The 21,581-nt window shown below is 73.2% G+C and carries 15 protein-coding genes; 5 read left to right on the top strand and 10 right to left on the bottom strand.

What is annotated here, in order from left to right:
- Positions 1-41: 41 nt before the first annotated feature.
- Entirely contained in the window at positions 42-1,532 is a 1,491-nt protein-coding gene (locus AQI88_RS27700) for an FUSC family protein (RefSeq protein ID WP_067004298.1), read from the bottom strand.
- A gap of 241 nt (positions 1,533-1,773) precedes the next feature.
- Between AQI88_RS27700 and AQI88_RS27705 the strand changes: the two genes are divergently transcribed.
- The 4 genes from AQI88_RS27705 (at position 1,774) to AQI88_RS27720 (ending at position 7,446) form a co-directional block, all read left to right on the top strand.
- Positions 1,774-2,250 (top strand): Lrp/AsnC family transcriptional regulator, encoded by a 477-nt coding sequence (locus AQI88_RS27705; protein WP_067004300.1) that lies wholly within the window; start codon positions 1,774-1,776, stop codon positions 2,248-2,250.
- A gap of 20 nt (positions 2,251-2,270) precedes the next feature.
- Entirely contained in the window at positions 2,271-2,966 is a 696-nt protein-coding gene (locus AQI88_RS27710) for an HAD family hydrolase (protein ID WP_067004302.1), read from the top strand.
- Between the two features lie 111 nt (positions 2,967-3,077).
- Entirely contained in the window at positions 3,078-5,876 is a 2,799-nt protein-coding gene (locus AQI88_RS27715) for a beta-L-arabinofuranosidase domain-containing protein (protein WP_067004304.1), read from the top strand.
- A 67-nt stretch (positions 5,877-5,943) separates the two neighbouring features.
- A complete protein-coding gene (locus AQI88_RS27720; RefSeq protein ID WP_067004306.1) occupies positions 5,944-7,446 on the top strand; it encodes an MFS transporter in 1,503 nt (500 codons plus the stop codon).
- 45 nt (positions 7,447-7,491) lie between these two features.
- On the opposite strand, the gene AQI88_RS27725 is transcribed toward AQI88_RS27720, so the two are convergent.
- The gene (locus tag AQI88_RS27725) at positions 7,492-8,274 is read right to left on the bottom strand and encodes a LysR family substrate-binding domain-containing protein (protein WP_067004308.1); all 783 of its coding nucleotides are present in this window, start codon (positions 8,272-8,274) and stop codon (positions 7,492-7,494) included.
- 58 nt (positions 8,275-8,332) lie between these two features.
- Between AQI88_RS27725 and AQI88_RS27730 the strand changes: the two genes are divergently transcribed.
- Complete coding sequence (locus AQI88_RS27730; RefSeq protein ID WP_067004309.1) at positions 8,333-8,725, top strand: DUF5997 family protein; 393 nt, start codon at positions 8,333-8,335, stop codon at positions 8,723-8,725.
- Between the two features lie 15 nt (positions 8,726-8,740).
- Here the strand turns inward: AQI88_RS27730 and AQI88_RS27735 are convergent, their stop codons facing one another.
- From AQI88_RS27735 to AQI88_RS27770, 8 genes are read right to left on the bottom strand one after another with little or no spacing between them, the layout of a single operon-like run.
- Positions 8,741-9,631 (bottom strand): peptidoglycan-binding protein, encoded by an 891-nt coding sequence (locus AQI88_RS27735; RefSeq protein ID WP_067004311.1) that lies wholly within the window; start codon positions 9,629-9,631, stop codon positions 8,741-8,743.
- Complete coding sequence (locus AQI88_RS27740) at positions 9,631-11,190, bottom strand: DUF6519 domain-containing protein (protein ID WP_067004313.1); 1,560 nt, start codon at positions 11,188-11,190, stop codon at positions 9,631-9,633. The genes AQI88_RS27735 and AQI88_RS27740 overlap by 1 nt, the downstream gene beginning before the upstream one ends.
- A 54-nt stretch (positions 11,191-11,244) precedes the next feature.
- Positions 11,245-13,422, bottom strand: coding sequence for a hypothetical protein (locus AQI88_RS27745; RefSeq protein ID WP_067004315.1), 2,178 nt, complete (start codon positions 13,420-13,422; stop codon positions 11,245-11,247).
- Positions 13,422-17,159 (bottom strand): putative baseplate assembly protein, encoded by a 3,738-nt coding sequence (locus AQI88_RS27750; RefSeq protein ID WP_067004316.1) that lies wholly within the window; start codon positions 17,157-17,159, stop codon positions 13,422-13,424. The genes AQI88_RS27745 and AQI88_RS27750 overlap by 1 nt, the downstream gene beginning before the upstream one ends.
- Entirely contained in the window at positions 17,156-20,293 is a 3,138-nt protein-coding gene (locus AQI88_RS27755) for a putative baseplate assembly protein (protein WP_067004318.1), read from the bottom strand. Before AQI88_RS27755 ends, AQI88_RS27750 begins: the two co-directional genes overlap by 4 nt.
- Complete coding sequence (locus tag AQI88_RS27760; RefSeq protein WP_067004319.1) at positions 20,290-20,667, bottom strand: GPW/gp25 family protein; 378 nt, start codon at positions 20,665-20,667, stop codon at positions 20,290-20,292. The genes AQI88_RS27755 and AQI88_RS27760 overlap by 4 nt, the downstream gene beginning before the upstream one ends.
- Positions 20,664-20,999 (bottom strand): hypothetical protein, encoded by a 336-nt coding sequence (locus AQI88_RS27765; RefSeq protein ID WP_067004321.1) that lies wholly within the window; start codon positions 20,997-20,999, stop codon positions 20,664-20,666. The genes AQI88_RS27760 and AQI88_RS27765 overlap by 4 nt, the downstream gene beginning before the upstream one ends.
- Positions 21,000-21,016: 17 nt before the next feature.
- On the bottom strand, positions 21,017-21,553 hold the full coding sequence (locus tag AQI88_RS27770) for a phage baseplate assembly protein V (RefSeq protein ID WP_067004470.1): 537 nt from the start codon (positions 21,551-21,553) through the stop codon (positions 21,017-21,019).
- Positions 21,554-21,581 lie beyond the last annotated feature (28 nt).

A 21,581-nucleotide genomic window follows, 5' to 3' on the forward strand; every position in this document is an offset into this window, starting at 1 on the left:
CCCTGATCACCCTCCAACCAGACGCGCTTCGCGCGCTCCCCTCAGGCTCCCACCAGCGGCGATCCCGACGGGGCCCGCAGGGGTTCGGCCAGGTCGGCGAGGGCGCGCTCCAGGCCGTGCAGGTGGGCCAGGGCAGGCTCGGCCGGGGGTTCGGCGGGCAGGTGGACGTGGTCGCGGCCGCCTTCGGTGAGTGCCTCGACCGCGGCCTCCACCCGCCAGCAGGCGGCGGCCAGGCGGGCGTCGTGGGAGGCCTCGGGGTCCGCGGCGACGGCGACCAGGCCGCGGATCTCGCGGGCGCAGTCGTCGAGGAGGGCGAGGACCCGGCGGGCGCGCCGCTTACGGCCGAGCATCGGGTTCAGCGGGTGCACCAGCGGCGCGACCGAGAGCCGGACCCGGCCGAGCAGCTGCTCCAGCTCGGCCACGCGCGGCGCCGGGTCGGCGGTGGCCGAGCCGGCCAGGCGCGCCGCGGCCTCGGCGGTGCAGGCGTGCACACAGCGCAGGGCGCGCTGGATCCAGGCGTCGGTGGTGGCGTGGGTGGTCACGGGCAGCACGAACAGCACGGCCAGCACGGCCCCGAGGGCGCCCACGCCGGTCTCGGCGAGGCGCAGCGCGAGCAGGCCGGGGCTGAGGACGCCGAGCAGGCCGTAGAGCAGCTCGGCGAGCAGGGTCACCCAGAGCATCATCCAGGTGTACGAGACGGCGGCCGTGTAGAAGATGCCGAAGACGGCGACCGCGACGAGGACGGCCGTGGGCACGGGCGCGCCGTGCACGGGGACGGCGACGAGCAGGCCGAGGCCGATGCCGATCACCGTGCCGAGGACCCGCCGGAAGCCGCGGACCAGCGTCTCGCCGCGCGAGGCGGTGTTGACGAAGACCCACCAGGTGGCACCCACGGCCCAGTACCAGCGCTGCCCGGACACCAGCTGGCCCACGACCAGCGCGAACCCCGTGCCCGCGACCGCCTGGACCGCCTGCCGGGTGGTCACGCGGGCGAGCCCGGTGCCGGCGGGCGGTGCGGGTACGGCGGCCGAGGGCAGCCTGCGCTCGTAGCACCACAGGCCGAAGCGCACCGCAGCCGCGCTGAGCACGGACAGCAGGACGGCCGCGTACAGCTCGGGCAGCTGTCCGGGGGCGGCGTGCAGGAACTGGGCGACGAAGAAGGTCATGAAGGCGAACACGCCGAGGCTGTGCCCGCGCGGGCCCCAGCGGCGGGCGTACACGCCGGCGCCGACCACGGCGAGGAAGGCCAGGTCCCGGGCCACCGGGAGGTCGTGCAGCCCGGCGGCCACGGCGAGCACGGGCAGGCCGACGGCGGGCAGCAGCGCGGTGGTGACCGCCTGCCCGCGCACGGTGGCGTCGGCGACGGTGAACAGGGCGAGCAGCGCGGCGAGACCGCCGGTGACCGCCCCGGGCAGGGAGTGCCCCGCGAGCCCGCACACCACGACCGCCAGCCCGATGCCGAGGACGGCCCGCGCGGCGAAGCGCAACCGTGCCCGCCCCGGGTCCGGCGCCGCGAACACCCTCTTCAGCACTGCTTCCCCTCCCCTTGAGAACACCTGGGACACCCGCATACAAAAGGCGCCGCGGGGATCCGCAGCGCCATCGACCTGTCCATGAGAGCATCACGGAGGTCGATGGCTCAAGTGTTGCCTCAATCACTGAGCCATTGGCCCGGTACCACGCCTGGACTTTCGCCCACCTGAAAGCCAACGGCCCAGGTCGGGCGGCATGCTCGTGCTGCCTCCCGGTGAGCCATTGGTACAGTCGTACGTGATGACCGTGGACGAGCTCGACACCCGCATCCTGCGGCTGCTCCTGGAGCAGCCGCGCACCAGCGTGCGCGAGTACGCCCGCACCCTGGGCGTCGCGCGGGGCACGCTCCAGGCCCGCCTGGACCGCATGGAACGGGACGGCGTGATCACCGGTACGGGCCCCTCACTCTCCCCCGCCGCGCTCGGCCACCCGGTGCTCGCGTTCGTGCACATCGAGGTCACCCAGGGCCACCTGGACGACGTCGGGGACGCGCTGGCCGCCGTACCGGAGATCGTGGAGGCGTTCTCGATCACCGGCGGCGGGGATCTGCTGGCCCGGGTGGTGGGGCGGGACAACGCCCATCTGGAGGATGTGATCCAGAAGCTGATCAGCCTGCCGGGCGTGGTGCGCACCCGCACCGAGGTGGCCCTGCGCGAGCGCGTGCCGCACCGGCTGCTGCCTCTGATCGAGTCGCTCGGACGGGCGGGCCGCGCCTGACCCTGGGCATCCTGGATGCCATGAGCACGCTCAGCACTCTTTCGGTCATCTTCGATCTCGACGGAACGCTGGTGGACAGCGAGCCGAACTACTACGAGGCGAGCCGGCAGACCCTTGCCGAACACGGCGTCCCGGACTTCACCTGGGCGGAGCACGAGAGCTACGTCGGGATCAGCACCTGGGAGACGGTCACGCTCTGGCGGGAGCGCTACGGCCTGCGGGCCTCGCCGGACGAGCTCTTCGACGCGACGAACCGGCGCTATCTGGAGCTGGCCCGCACCGGCACGCGCGCGTACCCCGAGATGCGGAAGTTCGTGGAGCTGCTGGCCGCCGAGGGCGTCCCACTGGCGGTGGCCTCCGGCTCCTGCGCCGAGGCCATCGACGCCATCCTCGCCGGGACCGGCCTGAACGCCTTCCTGTACACCGTGGTCTCGGCCGACGAGGTGAGCCACGGCAAGCCCGCCCCCGACGTCTTCCTGGAGGCGGCCAGGCGGCTCGGCACGGACCCGGCCGACTGCGTGGTCCTGGAGGATGCGGCACCGGGCGCGGCCGCCGCACACGCGGCCGGAATGCGCTGCATCGCCATCCCGTACGTGGCTGCCCAGGCGGACGCGCCCGAGTTCGCCAGGGCGGAGCTGCTGCTGCGGGGCGGCCAGGCGGAGTTCACGGCGCAGTCGGCGTACGCATGGCTGACGGATTCGGCCACCTCCGCCTGAGCAACTTCCTTACCCGTCAGTACCGTTGACGCTCCCCTGTCCCTTCCCTATCTTCTGGGCGACTTGTCGAACGACGTTCGATATCACGAACAGCAGGGAAGTGAGGAGCACATGACCCCGCCCCTCTCGCGGCGCGCCCTTCTCCAGGCGACCGCACTGGCCGCCGCGGCGACCGGTCTGACGGCAGCCCCCGCGGGCGCGACGGGTGCCACCGCCGAACCCGCCTGGAAGGTAAGGCCGTTCGGGCTGGATGAGGTAACGCTCGGTCGCGGTGTGTTCGCCGGCAAACGCGCGCTGATGCTCCAGCACGCCCGTGGGTACGACGTGAACCGGCTCCTTCAGGTCTTCCGGGCCAACGCGGGGCTGGACACGGGCGGAGCGGTTGCGCCCGGCGGCTGGGAGGGGCTGGACGGGGAGGCCAACGGGAACCTGCGGGGCCACTACACCGGGCACTTCCTCACGATGCTGGCACAGGCCAGGGCGAGCACGGGGGAGGAGGTGTTCGCGGAGAAGCTCCGCACGATGATCGGTGCGCTGAGCGAGGTGCGCGAGGCGCTGCGCCGGGAGCCCGCCGTGCTCGCCACGGACGGCAGATTCGGTTCCGCCGCCGAGCAGGTCCGCGGCTCCTGCCAGTACGTCGACCTGCCGTCCGGGGTGCTCGGTGCCGGCCCCGCGGTCACCCTGTCCGCCTGGGTGAAGCCCACCCATGACGCGGACTGGGCCCGCGTCCTCGACTTCGGCGACGGCACCACCCGGTACCTGTACCTCGCCGTGCGCAATGCCACCGGTGTGCCCCGGTTCGCCGTGACCACCTCCGGTGCGGGCGGTGAGCAGGGGATCGACGGGACCGCCCCGCTGCCGATCGGCAAGTGGAGCCACCTGGCCGTGACGATCGCCGACGGCACCGGCACGCTCTACGTCAACGGGACGGCCGTGGCCCGCAACACCGCCATGACCCTCACCCCGGCGGCGCTGGGCACCCTGGCCGACCACTGGCTGGGCCGCTCGCATTACTCCGCCGACCCGGTGTTCGCGGGCGCGCTGGAGGAGTTCAACATCTGGTCGCGGGCGCTGAGTGCCGTGGAGGTCGCCGAGTTGCAGGACCGGCGGGCGGCCGGCACCTCGGCGGGGCCCGGCGACCTGGTGTCGTACCGCTTCGGGGAGACGGTCGGCTCGCGCTTCGCCGACTCCTCGGGACGCGGCCTGGACGCCACCCTGCGCCGCACCTGGGGCGGGCCCAGCCATCCCGGCTTCCTCGCGGCCTGCCCGGAGACGCAGTTCATCCTGCTGGAGTCGATGACGAGCAGCGACTACACCAAGGTGTGGGCGCCGTACTACACCGCGCACAAGATCCTCCGCGGCCTGCTGGACGCCCACCTCGCCACCGGCGACGCACGGGCACTGGACCTCGCCTCGGGCATGGGCGACTGGATGTACTCCCGGCTGTCCCGGCTGCCCGCGGCCACCCTCCAGCGCATGTGGGGCATCTTCTCCAGCGGTGAGTACGGCGGGATCGTCGAGGCGATCTGCGACCTGCACGAGCACACCGGCAAGGCCGAACACCTCGCGCTGGCCCGCCTGTTCGACCTGGACCGGCTGATCGACGCGTGCGCGGCGGACACCGACGTCCTCGCCGGGCTCCACGCCAACCAGCACATACCGATCTTCACGGGTCTGGTCCGCCTGTACGACGCGACGGGCGAGCAGCGCTGCCTCACCGCCGCGAAGAACTTCTGGCGGATGGTCGTACCCCCTCGCATGTACGGCATCGGCGGCACCAGCACCGGCGAGTTCTGGAAGGCACGGGACGTCATCGCGGGGACGATCGGCGCGACGAACGCGGAGACCTGCTGCGCGTACAACATGCTGAAGCTGAGCCGGTCGCTGTTCTTCCACGAGCAGGATCCGGCCTACATGGACTACTACGAGCGGGCGTTGTACAACCAGGTGCTGGGCAGCAAGCAGGACCGGGCCGACGCGGAGAAGCCGCTGGTCACGTACTTCATCGGGCTGACGCCCGGTCATGTCCGCGACTACACACCGAAGCAGGGCACGACCTGCTGCGAGGGCACCGGCATGGAGAGCGCCACCAAGTACCAGGACTCGGTGTACTTCGCAGCGGCCGACGGCAGCGCCCTGTACGTCAACCTGTACAGCCCCTCCACCCTGACCTGGGCCGAGAAGGGCATCACGGTCACCCAGACCACCGCCTACCCGCAGGAGCAGGGCAGCACCCTCACCATCGGCGGCAGCGGCAGCGTCTCCTTCGCGCTGCGGCTGCGGGTGCCCGGGTGGGCGACCGCCGGTTTCCACGTGACGGTCAACGGGCGTGCGGTGGACGGCGTTCCGACGCCCGGCAGCTACGTCTCGATCGCGCGGACCTGGCGGCGCGGCGACACGGTCCGGGTGCGGATGCCGTTCCGGCTGCGGGTGGAGAAGGCCCTGGACGACCCGTCCCTCGAGGCCCTGTTCTACGGCCCGGTCAACCTGGTGGCCCGCGACTCGGCGACGGAGTACCTGAAGCTGGGCCTGTACCGGAACGCGGCGCTCTCCGGCGACCTGCTGCCCTCGCTCACCCCGGTCTCCGGTGCCCCGCTGCACTACACCCTGGACGGCATCGAGTTCGCCCCGTTCTTCGAGGGGACCGAGGATCCGGCCCACGCGTACTTCCGCCGTGCCGAACCCCGGGTGGTCTTCGGCGGCCTCGACTCCCGTGTCGCGAACCCCGCTCGGACCGACGGGACGACGCTCCTCGACGCCGTCTGGGCAGCGGCGCCGTTCCGGAGCAAGGGGGCGCTGATCGCGCAGGTGCGGGACGTCGTGGACGCCTGGGTGGCGGACGGGCTTCTCGGGCGGGCGGACGGGGAGGCGGTCGTGCGGACGGCGGGGACGGCGTCGTACGCGGACTGACCGGCTACGACGCGCGCGGAAGCGCTCCTTGCGTGCGTTGAGGCGGGTGGCTGCTTAGCGTGACCCCATGACCACAGTCCAGGCCCGGCCCGCCCCCGACGACCGGCGGTGGAAGGCGCTCGGGGTCTGTCTGACGGCGGGCTTCATCTCGCTGCTCGACACCTCGATCGTGAACGTGGCACTGCCCTCGATGGAGCACGGGCTGGGCGCCTCGGAGGCCGCCCAGTCATGGGTGGTGTCCGGGTACGCCCTCACCTTCGGGCTGGCGCTCGTCCCGGCGGGCCGACTGGGCGACATGCGCGGGCGGCGCCAGGCCTTCCTGTTCGGGCTCGCCCTGTTCACGCTGGCCTCGGCGGCGTGCGGGCTCGCGCCCAGTGCCTCCTGGCTGGTGCTGTTCCGGCTGATCCAGGGCACGGCGGCGGGCATGGTCGCACCGCAGACCTCGGGGCTGATCCAGCAGATGTTCCAGGGCGTCGAGCGGGCCAAGGCCTTCGGCCTGCTGGGCAGCGTCATCGGCGTCTCGACGGCGGTGGGCCCGCTGGCGGGCGGTCTGCTGATCAACGCCGTCGGCACCGACGACGGCTGGCGCTGGGTGTTCTTCGTCAACCTGCCCATCGGGGTGGCCGCCCTCGCCGCGGGGCTGCGGCTGCTGCCCCGTTTCCCGGCGTCCGCGGGAAGGCGCGAGGAGTTCGACCTGTTCGGGGTGCTGCTCCTCGGCTCGGGTGTGCTGGCGCTCATGCTGCCCCTGGTGCAGGAGCAGCAGTGGACCGGGCGGCTGAAGTGGGCGCTGATGCCGGTGGCCGCGCTGCTGCTGGCCGCGTTCTGGGCGTGGGAGAAGCGTGAGGGACAGCGCGGGCGGGCGCCACTGGTCGACCTGGGCCTGTTCTCCCTGCGGTCCTTCACGCTCGGCGCGCTGATCAGCCTGAGCTACTTCGCGGGCTTCACCACGGTCTTCTTCGTCTACACGCTGTTCCTGCAGAACACGGTCGGCTACAGCGCGCTGACGGCAGGGCTCTCGGTCCTGCCCTTCGCGGCCGCCTCGGCGGTCGGCGCCGCCGCCGGGGGCCGGCTGGTGGTACGGCACGGCCGCAAGCTGGTCGTCATCGGACTGAGCGGGGTGGCGGTGGGGCTGCTCGGGGTGGTCGTGGCGGTGCAGCTGGTGCCCGGGCAGGACGTGGGGTGGGCCACGGCGCTGCCGATGGTCATCGGGGGGATCGGCTCCGGCCTCACCGTCTCCCCCAACACGACCCTCACCCTCACCCGCGTCCCCGTACGCCGTGCCGGTGCGGCCGGCGGGGTGTTGCAGACGGGCCAGCGCGTCGGCTCGGCGGCCGGGATCGCCGTGGTGGGCGCGGTGTACTTCGCGCATCAGGCCAACCACGGCCGCTCCGTCACCGCCATTCAGCTCGGACTGCTCACCGCCGTGGGGATCATCATGATCGCGCTGCTGCTGGCGGTCGCGGACCTGCGGGAACGCCAGTCGCATCCCGAGCCGGAGGCTGTCGCCGGGCCGGTCCGGCGGGGTTCCGAGGAGGGCGGGACGGAGGAGACGGTCCGACGGGGCTCCTGAAAGGTCACGACGAAGGTCACGACCTCCGGCACGGATCCCGAGAGGTCACGACTTCCGGCGCGGCTTCCCCCGCTTGGCCGGCTTGGCGGCCCCTGAGCCCGTGCGGCCCCGTGCGGTGCGGCCCGTGGGCTTGCCGCCCGTCGACTTCGCGGGCGTCTGCTTCTGCCGGGCACCGCGCTGCTCCGGACGCTTCTGCTCGGGCTCGGCCTTCGCCGCCGTTCGGCCCCGCGTGCTGTTGACCGTGCGGCCGCGGACGATGCCGATGAAGTCCTCCACCAGGTCGGTGGTGGCCTCCTCCGGCCAGGACAGGGCGATGCTCGACTGGGGGGCGTCGACGACCGGGCGGTAGGTGAGGTCCCTGCGGTGGTAGAGGCGGGCCAGGGACTGGGGGACGAGCAGGAGGCCGACGCCCGCCGCCACCAGCTCGATGGCGTCCGGTGTCGTCGCGGGGCGTTCGAAGGCGGGCTCGCCGGGCGGGCTGTCCCAGTCGAAGACGTCGTCCAGGGGGTGGAAGAGCACCTCCTCGGCGAGGTCGGCCAGGGTCACCTCGTCCGCCGCCGTGATCAGGTGATCCTTGGGGACGACGACCACCGTGGTCTCGGTGTAGAGGGGGATCGCGCTGAAGAACGTACGGTCGACGGGCAGCCGGACGAGCCCCGCGTCGGCCTCGCCCGCGCGCAGCACGTCCGCTGCCTCGGTGCCGGGCACCTGGAGGAGGGTGAGCGGGATGTCGGGCAGGCGCTCGTTCCAGATCCGCGCCCATTTGGCGGGCGTCGCTCCGGGGACGTACGCGAGCCGGAACGAAGGTGATTCCTGCGAGCCTGTCACCAGGCCAGGTTACCGGCCGTGGTCGGCCGTCCGGCACGCGGCCGATACCCTTGACCCCATGAGTTCGCAGCAGAGCACCCAGACGATGAAGCCCGCCACCGCGGCGAAGAAGCTGGGTGTGTACCTCCCCGCCACCCCCGCCGAGTTCCAGGAGGGTGTGGTCTCGCGCGCCGAGCTGAACGAGTTGCAGGCCGATCCGCCCCAGTGGCTGCGCGAGCTGCGACAGAACGGCCCGCACCCGCGCCCGGTGGTCGCCGCGAAGCTCGGCGTGTCCATCGCCGGTCTCGCCCGCGGCGGGGTCACCGAGCCGCTGACCACCGAGCAGATCGAGGCGCTCAAGCAGGAGCAGCCCGAGTGGCTGGAGAAGGAGCGCGCCACCCAGGCGGAGGTCCGCAAGGAAGCGGTGCGGATCAAGAACCTGAAGAAGGAGAAGGACGACAAGCAGGGCTGACGCCCTTCCCCCGGTTCAGCCGTCCGACGGCACCTTCAGCTTGTCCCAGCTGGCCTTGCCGGGGATGCCGTCCGCGTCCTTGCCCTTGAAGCCGAGCTTGTGCTGCCAGGCGGCGTAGGACCTGCGGTCGGCCTCGGTCCACTCGGGGCTCGGGCCCTCCTCGTAGTGCCCGCAGCCCTCGGCGACCAGCCGACGGCCCATGGCCGTGACGACGGGCGACTTCTGCCCGATGTGGAAGAAGCCGCTGCCCGGGAACGGCGCGTACTTCGGCTTGGGCACGGGCCCCGGGTCCCCCGGGTCCTTCCCGCCGCCCTTTCCGGCCAGCCGGTCGGCTATGCGCTTGCGCATTCCGTCCATGGTGAAACCGCGCGGGTCCTGCTTTCCGGGCTGCCACTCCTTGTGCCCGATGACGGAGCGCTCCGACCAGCCGTGGTGCCGGCAGATGGCGGCGGAGACCTTCTCGATGGCCTCCTTCTGCGCCTCGGGCCAGGGGTCCTTGCCGTCGCCGAGGTTGATGCACTCGAAGCCGTAGAAGTGGCGGTTGCCGTCGACGTCGGCCTGGTTGTCGTGCGGCAGCTTCGTCTCGTTGATCACCGCGCGCAGCACGTCGCTGTCGCCGAGTCCCGCGTGGTTGGCGCGGCCGTTGCCGACGAGGTGGACATGGCCCTGCTTGTCGATCACGCCGTGGCACAGGGGGCCGGGCAGCCCGGAGTAGCCGTTGTAGCAGATGTTCACGGAGTTCTCGGTGCCCGAGGTGACGGTGTGGTGGATCATGACGCCGTTCACCGGGCCCCAGGGGCCTTTGGTGTTGCGGTTGTGGTGGCGCCAGTCGCGTACCTCGAGGACGGTCAGGCCCTCGGCGCGCAGGACCTCCAGCAGCTTCGCCCCGCTCATCGGCTGAGCCATCACTCGTCTCCTTCCACGGCGGCCTCGGCCGCCGCTGTGGTCTGCGAACGGCCGCCGGAGGGGTCGGCCTCGGCCGCCTGCTCCTCGCGCGCGGCCAGGGCCTCGGCGTCCAGGGCCGCCTGGTCGGCCGCGGGGATCTCCGCGCCGAGCGGGCCGAAGGCGAGCCGCAGGTCGACGGCGCTGCCCTCGCCCCTGACCAGGGCCAGCGGCGCGAAGTGCCGGGCGATGCCGGCCGGGGCCTGGAGGAGGGGGCGGCGCGCCGGGTCGGCAGGCCACTCGACGCTGCCGGTGGCGGTGCGGGCGGGGATCAGCCAGTGGTCGCCGGTGCGGTAGCCGCCGCCCTTGGCGAAGTACACCTCGACGCCGTCCTCCAGCGACAGCCACTCCCCCTCCGTGACGGGCACCGCGCCGCCCTTCAGGGCCGCGGTGCGGCCCTTGTGCCGGGGCCCTTCGTGGTGGTCCCAGCGGCGCAGGAAGGGGTGCAGGTGCGGCAGCCGTCCGACGTGCGGGTCCGGCTCGGCGGAGAGGCGCACCCGGCGGCCGGGCAGGTCCAGTTCCTCGACCCGCAGCAGGGGCAGGGGTTCGAGGCGGGAGGCGTAGGCCGTGTCGGTGAACTCGACGTGGTCGCCGACGTCCAGGTCGAGCTTGTCGTCGAAGCCGAGGGTCGCCAACTGCACCCAGGTGCCGTCGAGTTCGTCCACCGGGAAGACCACGGAACCGTTCTCCCGGGACCACTTGAAGGTGGCGTCCTTCGCCTCGCCGCCCGCGTGGATCTCCACCCGGTACAGCTGGTTCTCCGGGCCCCGGTAGCGGGCGTCGGGCCGGACCAGGCAGGGGTCCTCGTCGGCGTGTTCGGGCCGCTCGCTGCGGGCGGCGAGCCGGGCGGCGGGCGCCGACTGGGCCTTCGCCCACTCCTCGAAGGCGTCACGGACGGCCTTCGGGGACGGTTCGGTCTCCTCGATGTCCAGCGCGGTGAGGGACAGCGGCAGCACCTGCCAGACGACCTTGGCGCGGACGGCGGTGTCGGGCAGCGCGGCGCCGAGGGCGACCTCGCGCAGCGCCGGGTCCTCGGCCGCGGAGACCGCCCGCTCCCACACCTTCAGGTAGACGACGAAGGGCGACTGGGCGGGCGAGGGCAGCCGGTCGGCGGGGTTCTCCGGGTCACGGAAGCCGTCGGGCTGGTTCCAGTAGTCCCAGTAGGCGGCCGTCTCGGGAGTCTGCTGCTCCTCGGCGCCCTCGTCCGGTACGGGTGTGCCGGGCGCCGGACGGTCGGCGTCGCACAGGATGCCGTCGACGTAGTAGCGGCCGCCGTGGATGTACAGGGTGTCGATGTCGAGCTTGCCGCCCACGTACTGGATGCGGAAGCCGGGGGCGGTGCCGGGCCCGCTGGGCCCGCCGTGCCGTCCGATCAGGTCGGCGGCGAACGTGCGGGCCTGGTGGAGCTGGATCGCGGCCTGCTCGTTGAGGTCCGCGTCCAGCTGGACGCGGCCCTGCTGGGCGACGACCGCGGAGTAGTGCCGCTCCGGGCGGAACGTGGAGCGCGAGAGATCAGCGTGCATGAAGGGGGTCCCCCTGGTTCGGAAATCTGCGGGTGGTCCGTACGGCGGCACTGCTCACGTCACGAAGAAGATCCCGGCGTCCGCGCCCGCGGGTGTGTACTCGGCGAGCCGCGCCCTGAGGCCGTCCTCGCGCTGGGGCCGGTACAGGTCGTGGAAGGCGCCGAGTTCGGCGCCGTCGTCGGCGCCGCGCCGGATCTCCTGGGCCGAGCGGTCCGCCAGCTGGCCGTACCAGGGCGTCCCGTAGCGCTCGGAGGCGAACAACGGCCGTACCCGCGCCGCCTGTTCGGGGCCGACGAGGTCCGGCTGGCAGCGGTGGCGACGCGGGGTGCGCGAGCCGGGCGGCACGTAGGAGTAGCGCAGGCAGCCGATGCCGCGCCGGGCCACGTGGAGCCTGCCGGTGAAGACCGAGTTCTCGGCGATCTCCACCGCATGCGTGTGCACTTCGCCGATGACGGTGGTGCGGTGCGCGTGCAGGACGGCGTGGGCGTGGCGGCAGTCCGGGGCGGAGAGCGCCTCCCGGTCGCTGCCGGTGGCGTCCAGGACGCTGTCGCGCAGATGGATGTCGAGGGGGTCCTCGCTCACTTCGTCGCCGATGACCTCGATGGTGCCGAGGATGCTGTGCTCGATCTGGAGGCAGGCGGTGGTGCGTTCCAGCACGATGCTGGGCTCGTCGGGCGAGTGCGGCTCGCACTCGGGCTCCAGCGACCAGCCGGGTACGAGCGTCGAGTGCCGGACGGCGACGGCGCCCACCGGGCCGGTGACGTTGATGCCGCGTCCGGCGACGAGGAGTCCGTCGAGGACGACCCGCGGCCGCTCGTGCGGGGCGCAGTCGGCGTGCACGGCACGGATGTTGAGGGCGTCGGGGCGGTTGCTGTACCAGTCCAGCAGCCGGATCACCGGCCGGGTGCCCTCGGCGGCCCGCAGTTCGAGGCGGTCGCCGGGGTCGAGGTCGAAGTCCAGCTGCTCCTGGTAGGCGGCGCTGTGGGTGATCTCGATGATGCCGGTGCGCTCCGGGCTCCGCTCGCCCTGCCAGGCCCGGTAGGCGTCCATGATCCGCTGGTACGGCTGTCCCGGACCGACCCGGTAGAACTCGGCGTCGGGGCGGGGCTCGCGGTCGTGGCGCTCGTACTCGCCGCCGCCCATGTCGGCGCCGAACGCGTGGTGGTGGTCGACCCACACACCCTGCCGGGGCGCCGAGCGGGAGCCGAACGCGATCCGGCCCAGTTCCGGATCGACGGCGACCTGCCCGCGCCTTGGCCGGTAGCGCCAGTCGGACAGGTCGGCGACGACGATGTCGCCGGGCGGTACGGGCCGGTCCTCGCCGTCACGCCGGATGACGAGGCTCTTGCCGGGCCCGTAGTAGTCGGCGAGCCGGTCGTGCAGCAGGCGGCGGGTGATGAACGCGGGCACGTTGTCGACGGCGGCGATGTGCGCGGGCGAGGGCTCCGGGACCGGCTTGGTGACCAGGGGGGTGTCGTTGCCGAGGATGGAGAAGGTGTAGAGGTTGCGGGCGCGGTCGATGCAGTAGGCCGGGGACGAGGTCAGGGAGTAGGGCTTCAGCCGCCAGACGAAGAGGCCGACCCCGGCCGGGGTCCAACCACCTTGCTTTCTGGCGGAGTTGGCGCGTCGTACGTCGACCGTCCGGGCCGTCTCGTCGAACGGGCCGCCCGCGAGAGCGAGCGCGCTGCCGTCCCGCAGATCGAGGAGGCGGCCACGGTCCCCGCGCCGGCCGGTGCCGTACAGCTTCACCGGCTGGGTGTGGGCCATTTGCCGGGACAGCTCGACGGCGCGGGCGGGCCAGTCGGCGACCTGCTCGGCCAGCTCCTCCAGGAGGTGGAGGGTGCCCTTGCGGCGCCGGGCCGCGACCGTGGCCGCCACGTCGCGGCGCGGGGCGATGGCCTCGGCGAGCGCGTCCCGGCCGCCGCCGTGCAGGCCGGTGGTGAGGACCCGCTCGTAGCCCGGCAGGGTGCGGTAGCCGACCAGGTCGCCGAGGTACGGCAGCACCCAGGGCGCGGCGGTCTCCACGAACAGGTCCTCGTAGCTCTGCCGGACGCCGTCGCGGACCCGGTCGAGCTGCTCGGCGATCACCGCGAGCAGGGCCCGCAGCGGTTCGCCCTCCTCGGCGTCGCGCAGCCGGTGCCAGCGGGGCAGCAGCTCGGCGAGCCCGTCGGGCTCCCGGGGCAGCACCGGGGCGGGCGTCTTGGACTCGACATCCGTCGACTTCGCGGACATCACTTGACCTCCGTCAGAATCAGGGTGTCCGCGGCCCGTGCCGACAGCATGGTGAGCTGGGCCGGTCGGATGCCGCGGAAGACGAACACCGTCCGGCCGTTCTTCAGGCGCCGGGTGTCGGTGATGTCGGGGTTCAGGCGCAGCAGTTCGGCAAGCGGGAGGCCGTGGCGGGCGCAGACGGACGACAGGGTCTCGCCGTTCGGGTCGCGGACCGTGTGGGTCTTCTCCTCGTGCGCCGCCGGGTGCGCGGGGACGGACGCTCTCGGCGTGCCGGGGCCCGCGAGCAGGGCGGTCAGCTGTTCCGGGGTGGCGGAGGCGGGTACGCCGGTGAAGACGTCGACGTCCACGTAGTCGACGCCGGGCACGGTGTGCGCGGCGGCGAGGACCTCGGAGAGGCGGGCGGGCTCCGCCAACTCCCGTCCCTCGTAGCCGAGTCGGAGCAGCAGCGCCTGTCGGAGCCTGGGTTCGACGATCTCCCAGGCGTGGTCCGGGGCGAGCTTCACCTTGGCGGAGATCAGCAGCAGAACGAGTTCGCGGGCGTCCACCCGGACCGGCAGGTTCGGGTCGCCGTACTCGGTCAGCGCTGCGCGCAGGGGCCGCAGGTTGTCCTCGGCGAGCGGCACGTCGTCGGTGCCGGCGACCGTCACGTGCAGCACGCGCCGCCGTCCGTCGAAGAGTTCGCGGGCCGCCGCCCGGCCGATGCCGGCGCGGGAACGGGCGAAGTCCTCGTAGTCGGCCGGGGAGACCAGCCGGTCCAGGGCGGAGACCGCGAGCGGGATCGTGCGGCGGGTGAGTCCGGGGCCGTCCGCGTCCGCGCCGCCGGTCGCCGGGCGCGGGTTGGTGACCGCGGTGACGCCGAGGGGGCGGGTGAGGGGCTGGGTGATCCGGTCGGCGGGGACGTTGGCGGCCTTGCCGGTGCCGAAGCGGTAGCGGGCCCGGAGGTTCTCGTGGCCGCTGGGCAGACGGGCACCGTGAACGCCGTCGCCGAAGGTCACCGTCGTACGGCCGTCCGAGGCGGTGCCGGTGATGTAGACCCGCTCGGTGGGGCCGCGCCCGGCGAGGCTGTCGACCTCGTGCCAGAGCACGCCGTCGACGCGGATCTCCAGGACGGGTGTGGCGCCGAGGGGGTTGTCGGCGGCGAGCCAGGTCAGCGGGGACTGCCAGAGGGCGAAGGTCTGGTTGACGCGGTCGGAGTCCCCGCTGCCGATGGCCTCCTCGCGGCTCTCGCCGTGGGTGGCCTCGACGACGTTGCCGAGGATGCGGACGGTGGCCCGGCGGTAGCGGTGGACCAGGTCGGTGGTCAGGGTGAGCCGGGTGTGGACGTGGTCGCCGGGGAGCCGGGGATCGACGGCCGGGTCGGCGGCGGCGATGGTGACCACCTCGGTGGCGGTGACGCCGGTGGTGCCCGGGACGTCGGTGCGCTCGCCGCTGACGATGAGGGTGCGGCCGGGGCGCAACCCGTCGTACAGCTCGGCGAGTTCGATCTCGTTGCCGTGCACGTCCTCGCCGAGCGGCTCGTCGGCCGGGCGCAGCGGCTCGCCCGCCGCGTGCACGGTGGTGTCGCGGATGTGGGAGAGCAGGACGTCGAACTCGTCCAGCCAGGGGTCCGCGAGGGTGAGTTCGGTGCCCCGGCCGGTGATGCCGTAGTGGGAGTACGCCGCCGTGCGTGCCGCCACCACCTGGGTGGTGACGAAGGCGAGCCCCGCGTCGCCGGGTACGGCGGTGCCCTTGGCGGGTCGCCGGATCGCCACCCAGCTGCCGACGGTGATGCCGTCGTGCACGCTGTCCAGTTGCAGGACACGGCGGTTGAGGGGCGCCGGCTTGCCGGCGATGACGATCTCGACGTTGGGCTCGGCGGTGCCCACCGTGTACCTGACGCTCACCTCGTACTCGCCATGGGTGAACTGCCTGCTCCCGCCCGGCCGCAGGGGGATCTCCTCGGCCGTGCCGTTGTGCAGGGCCACGTGCACCGTGCCGTCGTCGTCCGGGCGGGACACGAACAGGCTGCGCTCGGGCAGGCCGGAGTGGAAGCGGGCGGTGACGCCGGGTTCCTCGGCGGCGGCCGGACGGCGGGTCAGCCGGCTCAGCTCGCGGTCCTGGGCGGCCCGGGTCGACAGGTCGACCTGGCCCGGGCCCAGGACGAAGGTGACCGGCTGGGTGACGGGCAGGTTCTCGGCGCGCTGGTCGCTGCTGCTGCCCTCGACGTACTGGAACTCCGCCCGGACCGGGAGCTTGCCCGCCGGGTCGTACACCACGCGCATGCTCGCCAGCACCGCTCCCGTCAGCGGCCAGTCCGCGGTGCGGATGACCCGGCCGCGCTCGTCCTGGACGGGCTTGAGCGGGGCGGTGGCGCCGAAGGGCGCGGCGGTGACCCGCATCGCGAGCAGCTCGCGCAGGAGCTGCGGGGTGCCGGGGGCGACGGCCGTGCGCCAGGCCGGGTACAGGCTGCCGAGGCCGGGGTTGAGCGCGGACAGGAGGCGGGCGGTGTCGGTGCCGGGGCGCTGGGCCCGGCTGCCCGACCGGGGGGCGGGGGCGGCGGTGCGCAGGGCCGGCAGGACGGTGGACAGGGCTTGGAGGGCGGCCTGGCGGGCATCGGGAAGCGCGGCCTTCTGGGCAGCGCCGGTCTGCGCAGGCTGAGCAGGTGCCAACTCCCGTGCGCGTTCGGCCAGTTCCGCGAGCACCGCCGCCAGCTGTTCGAACCACGCCGCCACGTCCTCGTACGGTTCGGCCAGCACCTCGGCCTCGCGCAGCCGGGCGAGGGGCTCCCCGAGGCGGGCCGCGAGACTCTCCGGGGTCTTGATGCCGTCCAGGTCCGTGCGCAGCGGGGCGAGGACCTGGTCGTCGAAGTCCTCGATCAGACGGCTGACCGGGCGCGGGTTGGGGACCTCGGGTGTGGGCGGCTCCTCGCCCGGTTCGCCCGGCGCTGCCGGCTCCGCGGTCCAGCGCCGTACCTCGTCCACCAGCTCCTTCAGCGTGGGCGGGGCCGACTTGGGCAGTGAGAGGGCGGTGACCTCGTCCTCGCGGTCGATCCGGACGCCCGCGACGGGCAGCAGCTTGCGCTCTCCGCCCGCCCGTTCGCCGAAGACGAAGAGCAGCTGGTCGCCGGTCCGGAGGGAGTTCGCGGTGCCCTCCACGAACAGTTCGGAGCGGCGGTCCAGGTCCTCGGGGGTGAGGAGGGAGGGGCGGTGGCGCCGCACCTTCAGCTCGTTCCAGTCCCAGCGGGCGGTGAGGTCACGGGCGGTCTCGAAGGTCAGCGACTGCTCGTCGGCGGAGGCGGGCACGCTATGGCTGCGCGCTCCGCGCGGGATCGGCACGGGCAGGGTCTCGGCGCGCGGGTCTCGTTCGAGGGTGTACGCCAGGTGGGTGCCGGCCGCCACTCCGGGGCGCGGCCGGTGTCCCACGAGCCGGCCCAGCAGCACCAGGGAGCGGTGGTCGTCGGCCGTGCGGATGTAGGCCTCGTCGGCGATCCGCTCGGAGTGGAAGGTGAGCAGGTCGCCGAGGACGGCGGTGGCGTCGAGCAGGCCGATCGCCGGATCGTCGGGGGTGCGGACGGTCAGCCCGGCCAGGGCCGGGTACGCGGGCGAGGCGAGCCGGCCGAGGAGGGCGGCGAGGAAGGAACCGTACTCGCCGACGCGGTAGTCGAGGGCGGTGCCGCCGGGGGGATTGTGCAACGGGGCGGGGGCGAGGCGCTCGTCGTGGCCGGCGCACGCGCCGCCGCAGGTGCAGGCCTGGCTCATCGGGCGCCTCCCAGGGAAATCTCCAGTCGGCCCTGTTCGGGCCGGTCCGGGTCGTTGTCGCAGGTGGCGATCTCCAGCGGGCCGAGCCGCAGCACGCCGTCCTCCCTTTCTCCTCGGTCCTGTTCGAACAGCCGCCGCAACCGGGTGACCTCGACGCTCTCCACGCCCGGGACGGCAGCGGCGACGGCGACCAGACGGCTGAGCCGGACCGGTTCTCCGAAGGTCAGCGCGTCCGGGTGGAAGAAGCCGAGGCGCCCGCCCGGCAGCCGGCCGCTGCCCAGGACGCGGTACAGCTCGGCGAGGATCTGCCCGTGCTGGTGGCCGGGCCGGGCGCAGACGCGCACAGCAATGTCGAGCGGTACCAGGCGGGCGGCGCCCACCACCAGCTCGTGGCCGATGCGCCGGTATGCCTCCAGGGCCTGGGCCACCGAGCCGAGCAGCGCCGCGTTCGGGGCTGCGCTGCCGTACGCGTCGACCGCGACGTGTGCTTCCTGGCCGCTGCCGGTCCAGCGGATCTCGGCGGCGGCCCGCTGCACTCCCGGCAGGGCGGAGGCGAGGGTCGCGTAGTCCTCGGCGGTGACCGCGCGCAGCCGGGTGCGGCGCAGGTCGAGCGGGGCCAACTGGCGTACCTGATCGATGGGTTCGGGCTCGGTGCCGCCGATGGCGGGCAGCGGGTTGCGGACCGCGGCGGCCGGGGCGTGGCAGCCCGCCTCCACCACGAGGTGGTTGATGGCTTCGGCGCCGACGTTGCCCGCTCTGCCGCCGCCGAGTCGGTGACGCACCACCAGCCGGGCTCCGGGTGTCGGTTTCGCGCCATGGCGGCCGTCGCCGAAGCGCAGGGCGAGGCGCCCGTCGTCCTCCGGCTCGCCGACGAAGTGCCGGTCGCGGGCGGCGCTGTCGAGCAGGTCGCGGCGCGGCTCCCAGACCGTGTCGGTCTCGTGGAGTCGTACGGCGGGCAGGGCGCGGCGCGGGTCCTGGGCGAGGGCGGCGGTCGCCGAGCCGAGCAGGACCGGCTCCTCGGGATGGAGTCCGGTCGCGTACGCCGGGCCCCAGCTGTGGGCGATCTCCCAGGCGATGTGCCCGTCGAGGACCGTACCGGCGCGGGCCCGGGCGGTGAGGATTTCGATGCGGCGCAGCTTGCCGTCGAGCAACTCAACGGTGCGATGCAGGAGTTCGCGCAGGGCGCGGACCGGATGGCGGCGCAGTTCCAGCCGTTCCAGCGTCTTCAGGCCGTAGATCACGGCGAGTTCGGCGATCTCCTCCTCGCCGAGCCCGTCGCGGTCGCGGGCGCTGCGCCACAGCTCGACGAGCCGCTGCCTGGCCCGGCCCGGGATGGCGGCGATCCGCTCGGCCTGTCCGGCGGCGACCGTGCCCGGGTCGGGGAACGGTACGGCCTGGGTGACCGGCGCCCGGCCGAGGACCGGACGGAAGCGGGGCCGGATGCCCGGGTAGACGGACTGCGCGAGCAGGGTGCGCAGGGCGGCGGCCTGGGCGTAGGCCGTGCCGGGTATGACGCTCCCCCAGCCTCCGGCCGGGGGTGCCCCCATCTCGCTTCGCTCGTTCCGCTGCCCGGCCCGCTCGAGCCCGAGTCCGGCGCGTACGGTGGCCTGCTCTCCCACGATCTCGAACAGCTCGCGGATGTCGTCCGGGGTCAGCGCCTCGCCGCTCTCCGCCTGGTCCGTGAGGGAGTTGACGAGCCGTGCGGGCGCGTTGCCCTCCCTGCGGTCGTAGCAGCCGAAGTCCGGCGGGTCGCAGGGGGCGACGACGGCCGGTACCGGTGGGACGGTGACCGTCTCGGTCAGGCCGGAGCGGCCGTGGTCGACCAGGACGGCGTTGCCGCGGGCGAGGGTCACGTCCTCGACGGGCAGGCAGTCGCGCCCACCCCGCGTGGTGAGGCAGAACGGGACGCGCAGGGCGTCCTCGGCGGCCCAGGTGACCTCCAGGACCGGCTGGTCCTCGATGCGGTCCAGGCCCGGGGTGACGGAGGTCAGGCGGACAGCCTGGCGGTGGGCGGGGTCGGCGTCGCCCGGGGTGCCGGTGCGCGGGCCCTTGCTCTCCTCCAGGACCAGGACGTCGCCCGGCTTCAGGTCCAGCCTGCGCTCCCTGCACGTCTCGGGGTCCGCCCATGTGTCGCGCAGGGTGGCCGTGGTGGCTCCCTGGGGCAGGGCGCACACCTCGCCGCCCCAGGTCCACAGCCGGATCGTGTTGTGCGCGACCTTCAGCCGGAGCGGTTCGGCGGCGACGACGGGTTCGAAGACCTCCACCGAGCCGCGTTCGTCCAGGTCGTCGAGGTCGTTCTCGTCGATGACGGTGCCGGGCTCGGGGCGGTCGTGCGGGTCGAGGGTGCGTACGTCGACGGAGGCGAAGCGGTAGGTGCCCGGCGCCAGGGTGTGGTCGGCGGCGGTCTCGACCGTCACGTACGCGCGGGCGTTGCAGCCGTCGTGCATGGCGTAGTCGATGAGCCGGACGTGCCGGCGTACGGAGACCCGGCGGCGGGCGGTGTCGAGGTAGGCCTCGGTGGCGACCGCGTCCTGCTGGTAGCTGATCTGGTCGCCGGTGTACGCGAGCAGTTCCACGAGGGTCGTGCCCAGGTCGGCGGGGTTGCGCTCGGCCCAGTCGGGGGTGGTGAGCGCGAGCCGGTCCAGGAGCAACTTGCGGAGGGTGTCGTAGTCCCGGGCCGTGTAGTCGATGACAGGCGTGGCCGGGAGGACCGGGGTCTCCTCGGTCTCGTCCGTGCAGTCGAACGGGGTCGGGCAGTCGGGCCGGAAGGTGAACTCCGCGCTGTGGTACCGCTGGTCGAAGCCGCGGTAGGGCTCGGTGCCGGGCCGGCCGTACGGATCGGCCTCGACCAGCGACAGCCGGTAGGGGGAGGTGTCGCCGGCCCGGTCGAGGGTGACGTAGAGCCGGTCGTCCAGCTCCGGGTCCTCCTCGCGTTCGACGCTGATGTCGAGGGCGGCGATGCCGGTGATGCGCCGGCCGCCGTCGATGCGGACGTTCTCGGGGCCCAGGCCGTGCGGGGCCTTGCCGAGGAAGGTGACGGTGAGCAGCAGCCCGTCGTCACTCACCTCGACGGCGTCGACCCCGCCCAGCTGGGCGGCGCGCACCTTGGCCCGCCGGGTGGTGCCCGCGCTCATGCCGCCCTCCCCTCGAAGACGTCCTCACGGACGGCGCCGGTGGCACGGACGACGTACGACAGGTGCACGCGTACGGCGTCGTCGCCGCTCTCGATGTCGAGGTTCACGACCTCGACCAGGTCGCCGAGCCAGCGCTGGAGCGCCGCCTGGACGGACAGTTCGAGGGTGCTGACCAGCTCGGGTGTGTTCGGGGCGAAGACCAGGTCGAGCAGTCCGCAGCCGAAGTCGGGGCGCATCACGCGCTCGCCGGGGCTGGTGAACAGCAGCTGTTCGACCAGGTCGTGGACGTGCTCGGCGGGGCGGGCGTGCGCGGTGCGTCCACGGCGGTCGGCGTGGAAGGGAAACGCCATGTCGGTGCGGGTGCGTGGGCTCATCGGACCGTGACCTTTCGCTGCGCGGCCTGGACGACGGGTGGTCCCTGCGGCAGGAGGGCCGCGCTGAAGCACTGGGCGGCACAGGTGTCGAGCAGCACGGGTGCCCCGTCGGCCGTGACGCCGGTGGCGCCGGCGGTCCAGCGGACCGACACACACGGTGAGGGCACGCCGTCGAGGGTGTGCGGGCAGCCGATGACGACGTACGTGTGGGCGGTCGTGGCCACGGCGGCACCGGCGATCCGCAGGCCGCCGGAGGGCGTGGTGGCGGGCGTGACGCGGCCGCCGTGCGGGCAGCCGATGACGGCGCTCGCGTCTAGCAGACTCCCGGACAACTTCTTTCCCCCGTTGTCTATCGCTTGGAGAGGACGGTCAACTGGCCCTCGTTGACGGTGACTTCGCGACCGCGCAGGACGACCTCGGCGCCCGCGCCGGTGGCGATGACCACGGCTTCCCTGGTGATGCGGATGTAGGCGCCGCCCTGGGCCTGGAGCAGGATTCCCTGCTCGGCACCGGCGGTGTCGTTCATGACGATCTTGTGCGCCTGTGGGGTCTGTACGACGACGGGTTTGTTCGGTGCGCCGGCCTGCAGCTCCCGGCGGGCGTCGGGCGGGAGTTCCTCGGCCGCGCCGTACCAGCAGCCGGTCCACACGGGGAAGCTGGGATCCCCCTGCTCGAACTCGACCCACACGCCCGCACCGGGGGGCGGCACCACGAACTGGCCCGACTCCGGTCCGGTGAACGGCAGGCAGGGCAGCGCCCAGGTGGACGGCGTCTCGCCGAGCACGTCGGGGACCTCGACCGTGATCCGGCCGATGCGCAACGGGTCGTCGTTGCTGACCACCCGGCCGCGGAACTTGCCGAGGTAGCGATTGCTGGGTGCCGCCATGCTGAACTGCTCCTGGTTCATCGGTGGT

Origin of the sequence: Streptomyces cellostaticus, from assembly GCF_001513965.1 — a bacterium.
In the GTDB taxonomy this organism is placed as follows: Bacteria; Actinomycetota; Actinomycetes; order Streptomycetales; family Streptomycetaceae; genus Streptomyces; species Streptomyces cellostaticus.

Bases quoted from the DNA above. Each gene is read 5' to 3' on its own strand.
- AQI88_RS27755 (WP_067004318.1), bottom strand. From the start codon at position 20,293: ATGAGCGCGGGCACCACCCGGCGGGCCAAGGTGCGCGCCGCCCAGCTG.
- AQI88_RS27740 (WP_067004313.1), bottom strand. From the start codon at position 11,190: ATGCACGCTGATCTCTCGCGCTCCACGTTCCGCCCGGAGCGGCACTAC.
- AQI88_RS27735 (WP_067004311.1), bottom strand. From the start codon at position 9,631: ATGGCTCAGCCGATGAGCGGGGCGAAGCTGCTGGAGGTCCTGCGCGCC.
- AQI88_RS27710 (WP_067004302.1), top strand. From the start codon at position 2,271: ATGAGCACGCTCAGCACTCTTTCGGTCATCTTCGATCTCGACGGAACG.
- AQI88_RS27745 (WP_067004315.1), bottom strand. From the start codon at position 13,422: ATGTCCGCGAAGTCGACGGATGTCGAGTCCAAGACGCCCGCCCCGGTG.
- AQI88_RS27720 (WP_067004306.1), top strand. From the start codon at position 5,944: ATGACCACAGTCCAGGCCCGGCCCGCCCCCGACGACCGGCGGTGGAAG.
- AQI88_RS27770 (WP_067004470.1), bottom strand. From the start codon at position 21,553: ATGGCGGCACCCAGCAATCGCTACCTCGGCAAGTTCCGCGGCCGGGTG.
- AQI88_RS27750 (WP_067004316.1), bottom strand. From the start codon at position 17,159: ATGAGCCAGGCCTGCACCTGCGGCGGCGCGTGCGCCGGCCACGACGAG.
- AQI88_RS27730 (WP_067004309.1), top strand. From the start codon at position 8,333: ATGAGTTCGCAGCAGAGCACCCAGACGATGAAGCCCGCCACCGCGGCG.
- AQI88_RS27715 (WP_067004304.1), top strand. From the start codon at position 3,078: ATGACCCCGCCCCTCTCGCGGCGCGCCCTTCTCCAGGCGACCGCACTG.
- AQI88_RS27760 (WP_067004319.1), bottom strand. From the start codon at position 20,667: ATGAGCCCACGCACCCGCACCGACATGGCGTTTCCCTTCCACGCCGAC.
- AQI88_RS27705 (WP_067004300.1), top strand. From the start codon at position 1,774: ATGACCGTGGACGAGCTCGACACCCGCATCCTGCGGCTGCTCCTGGAG.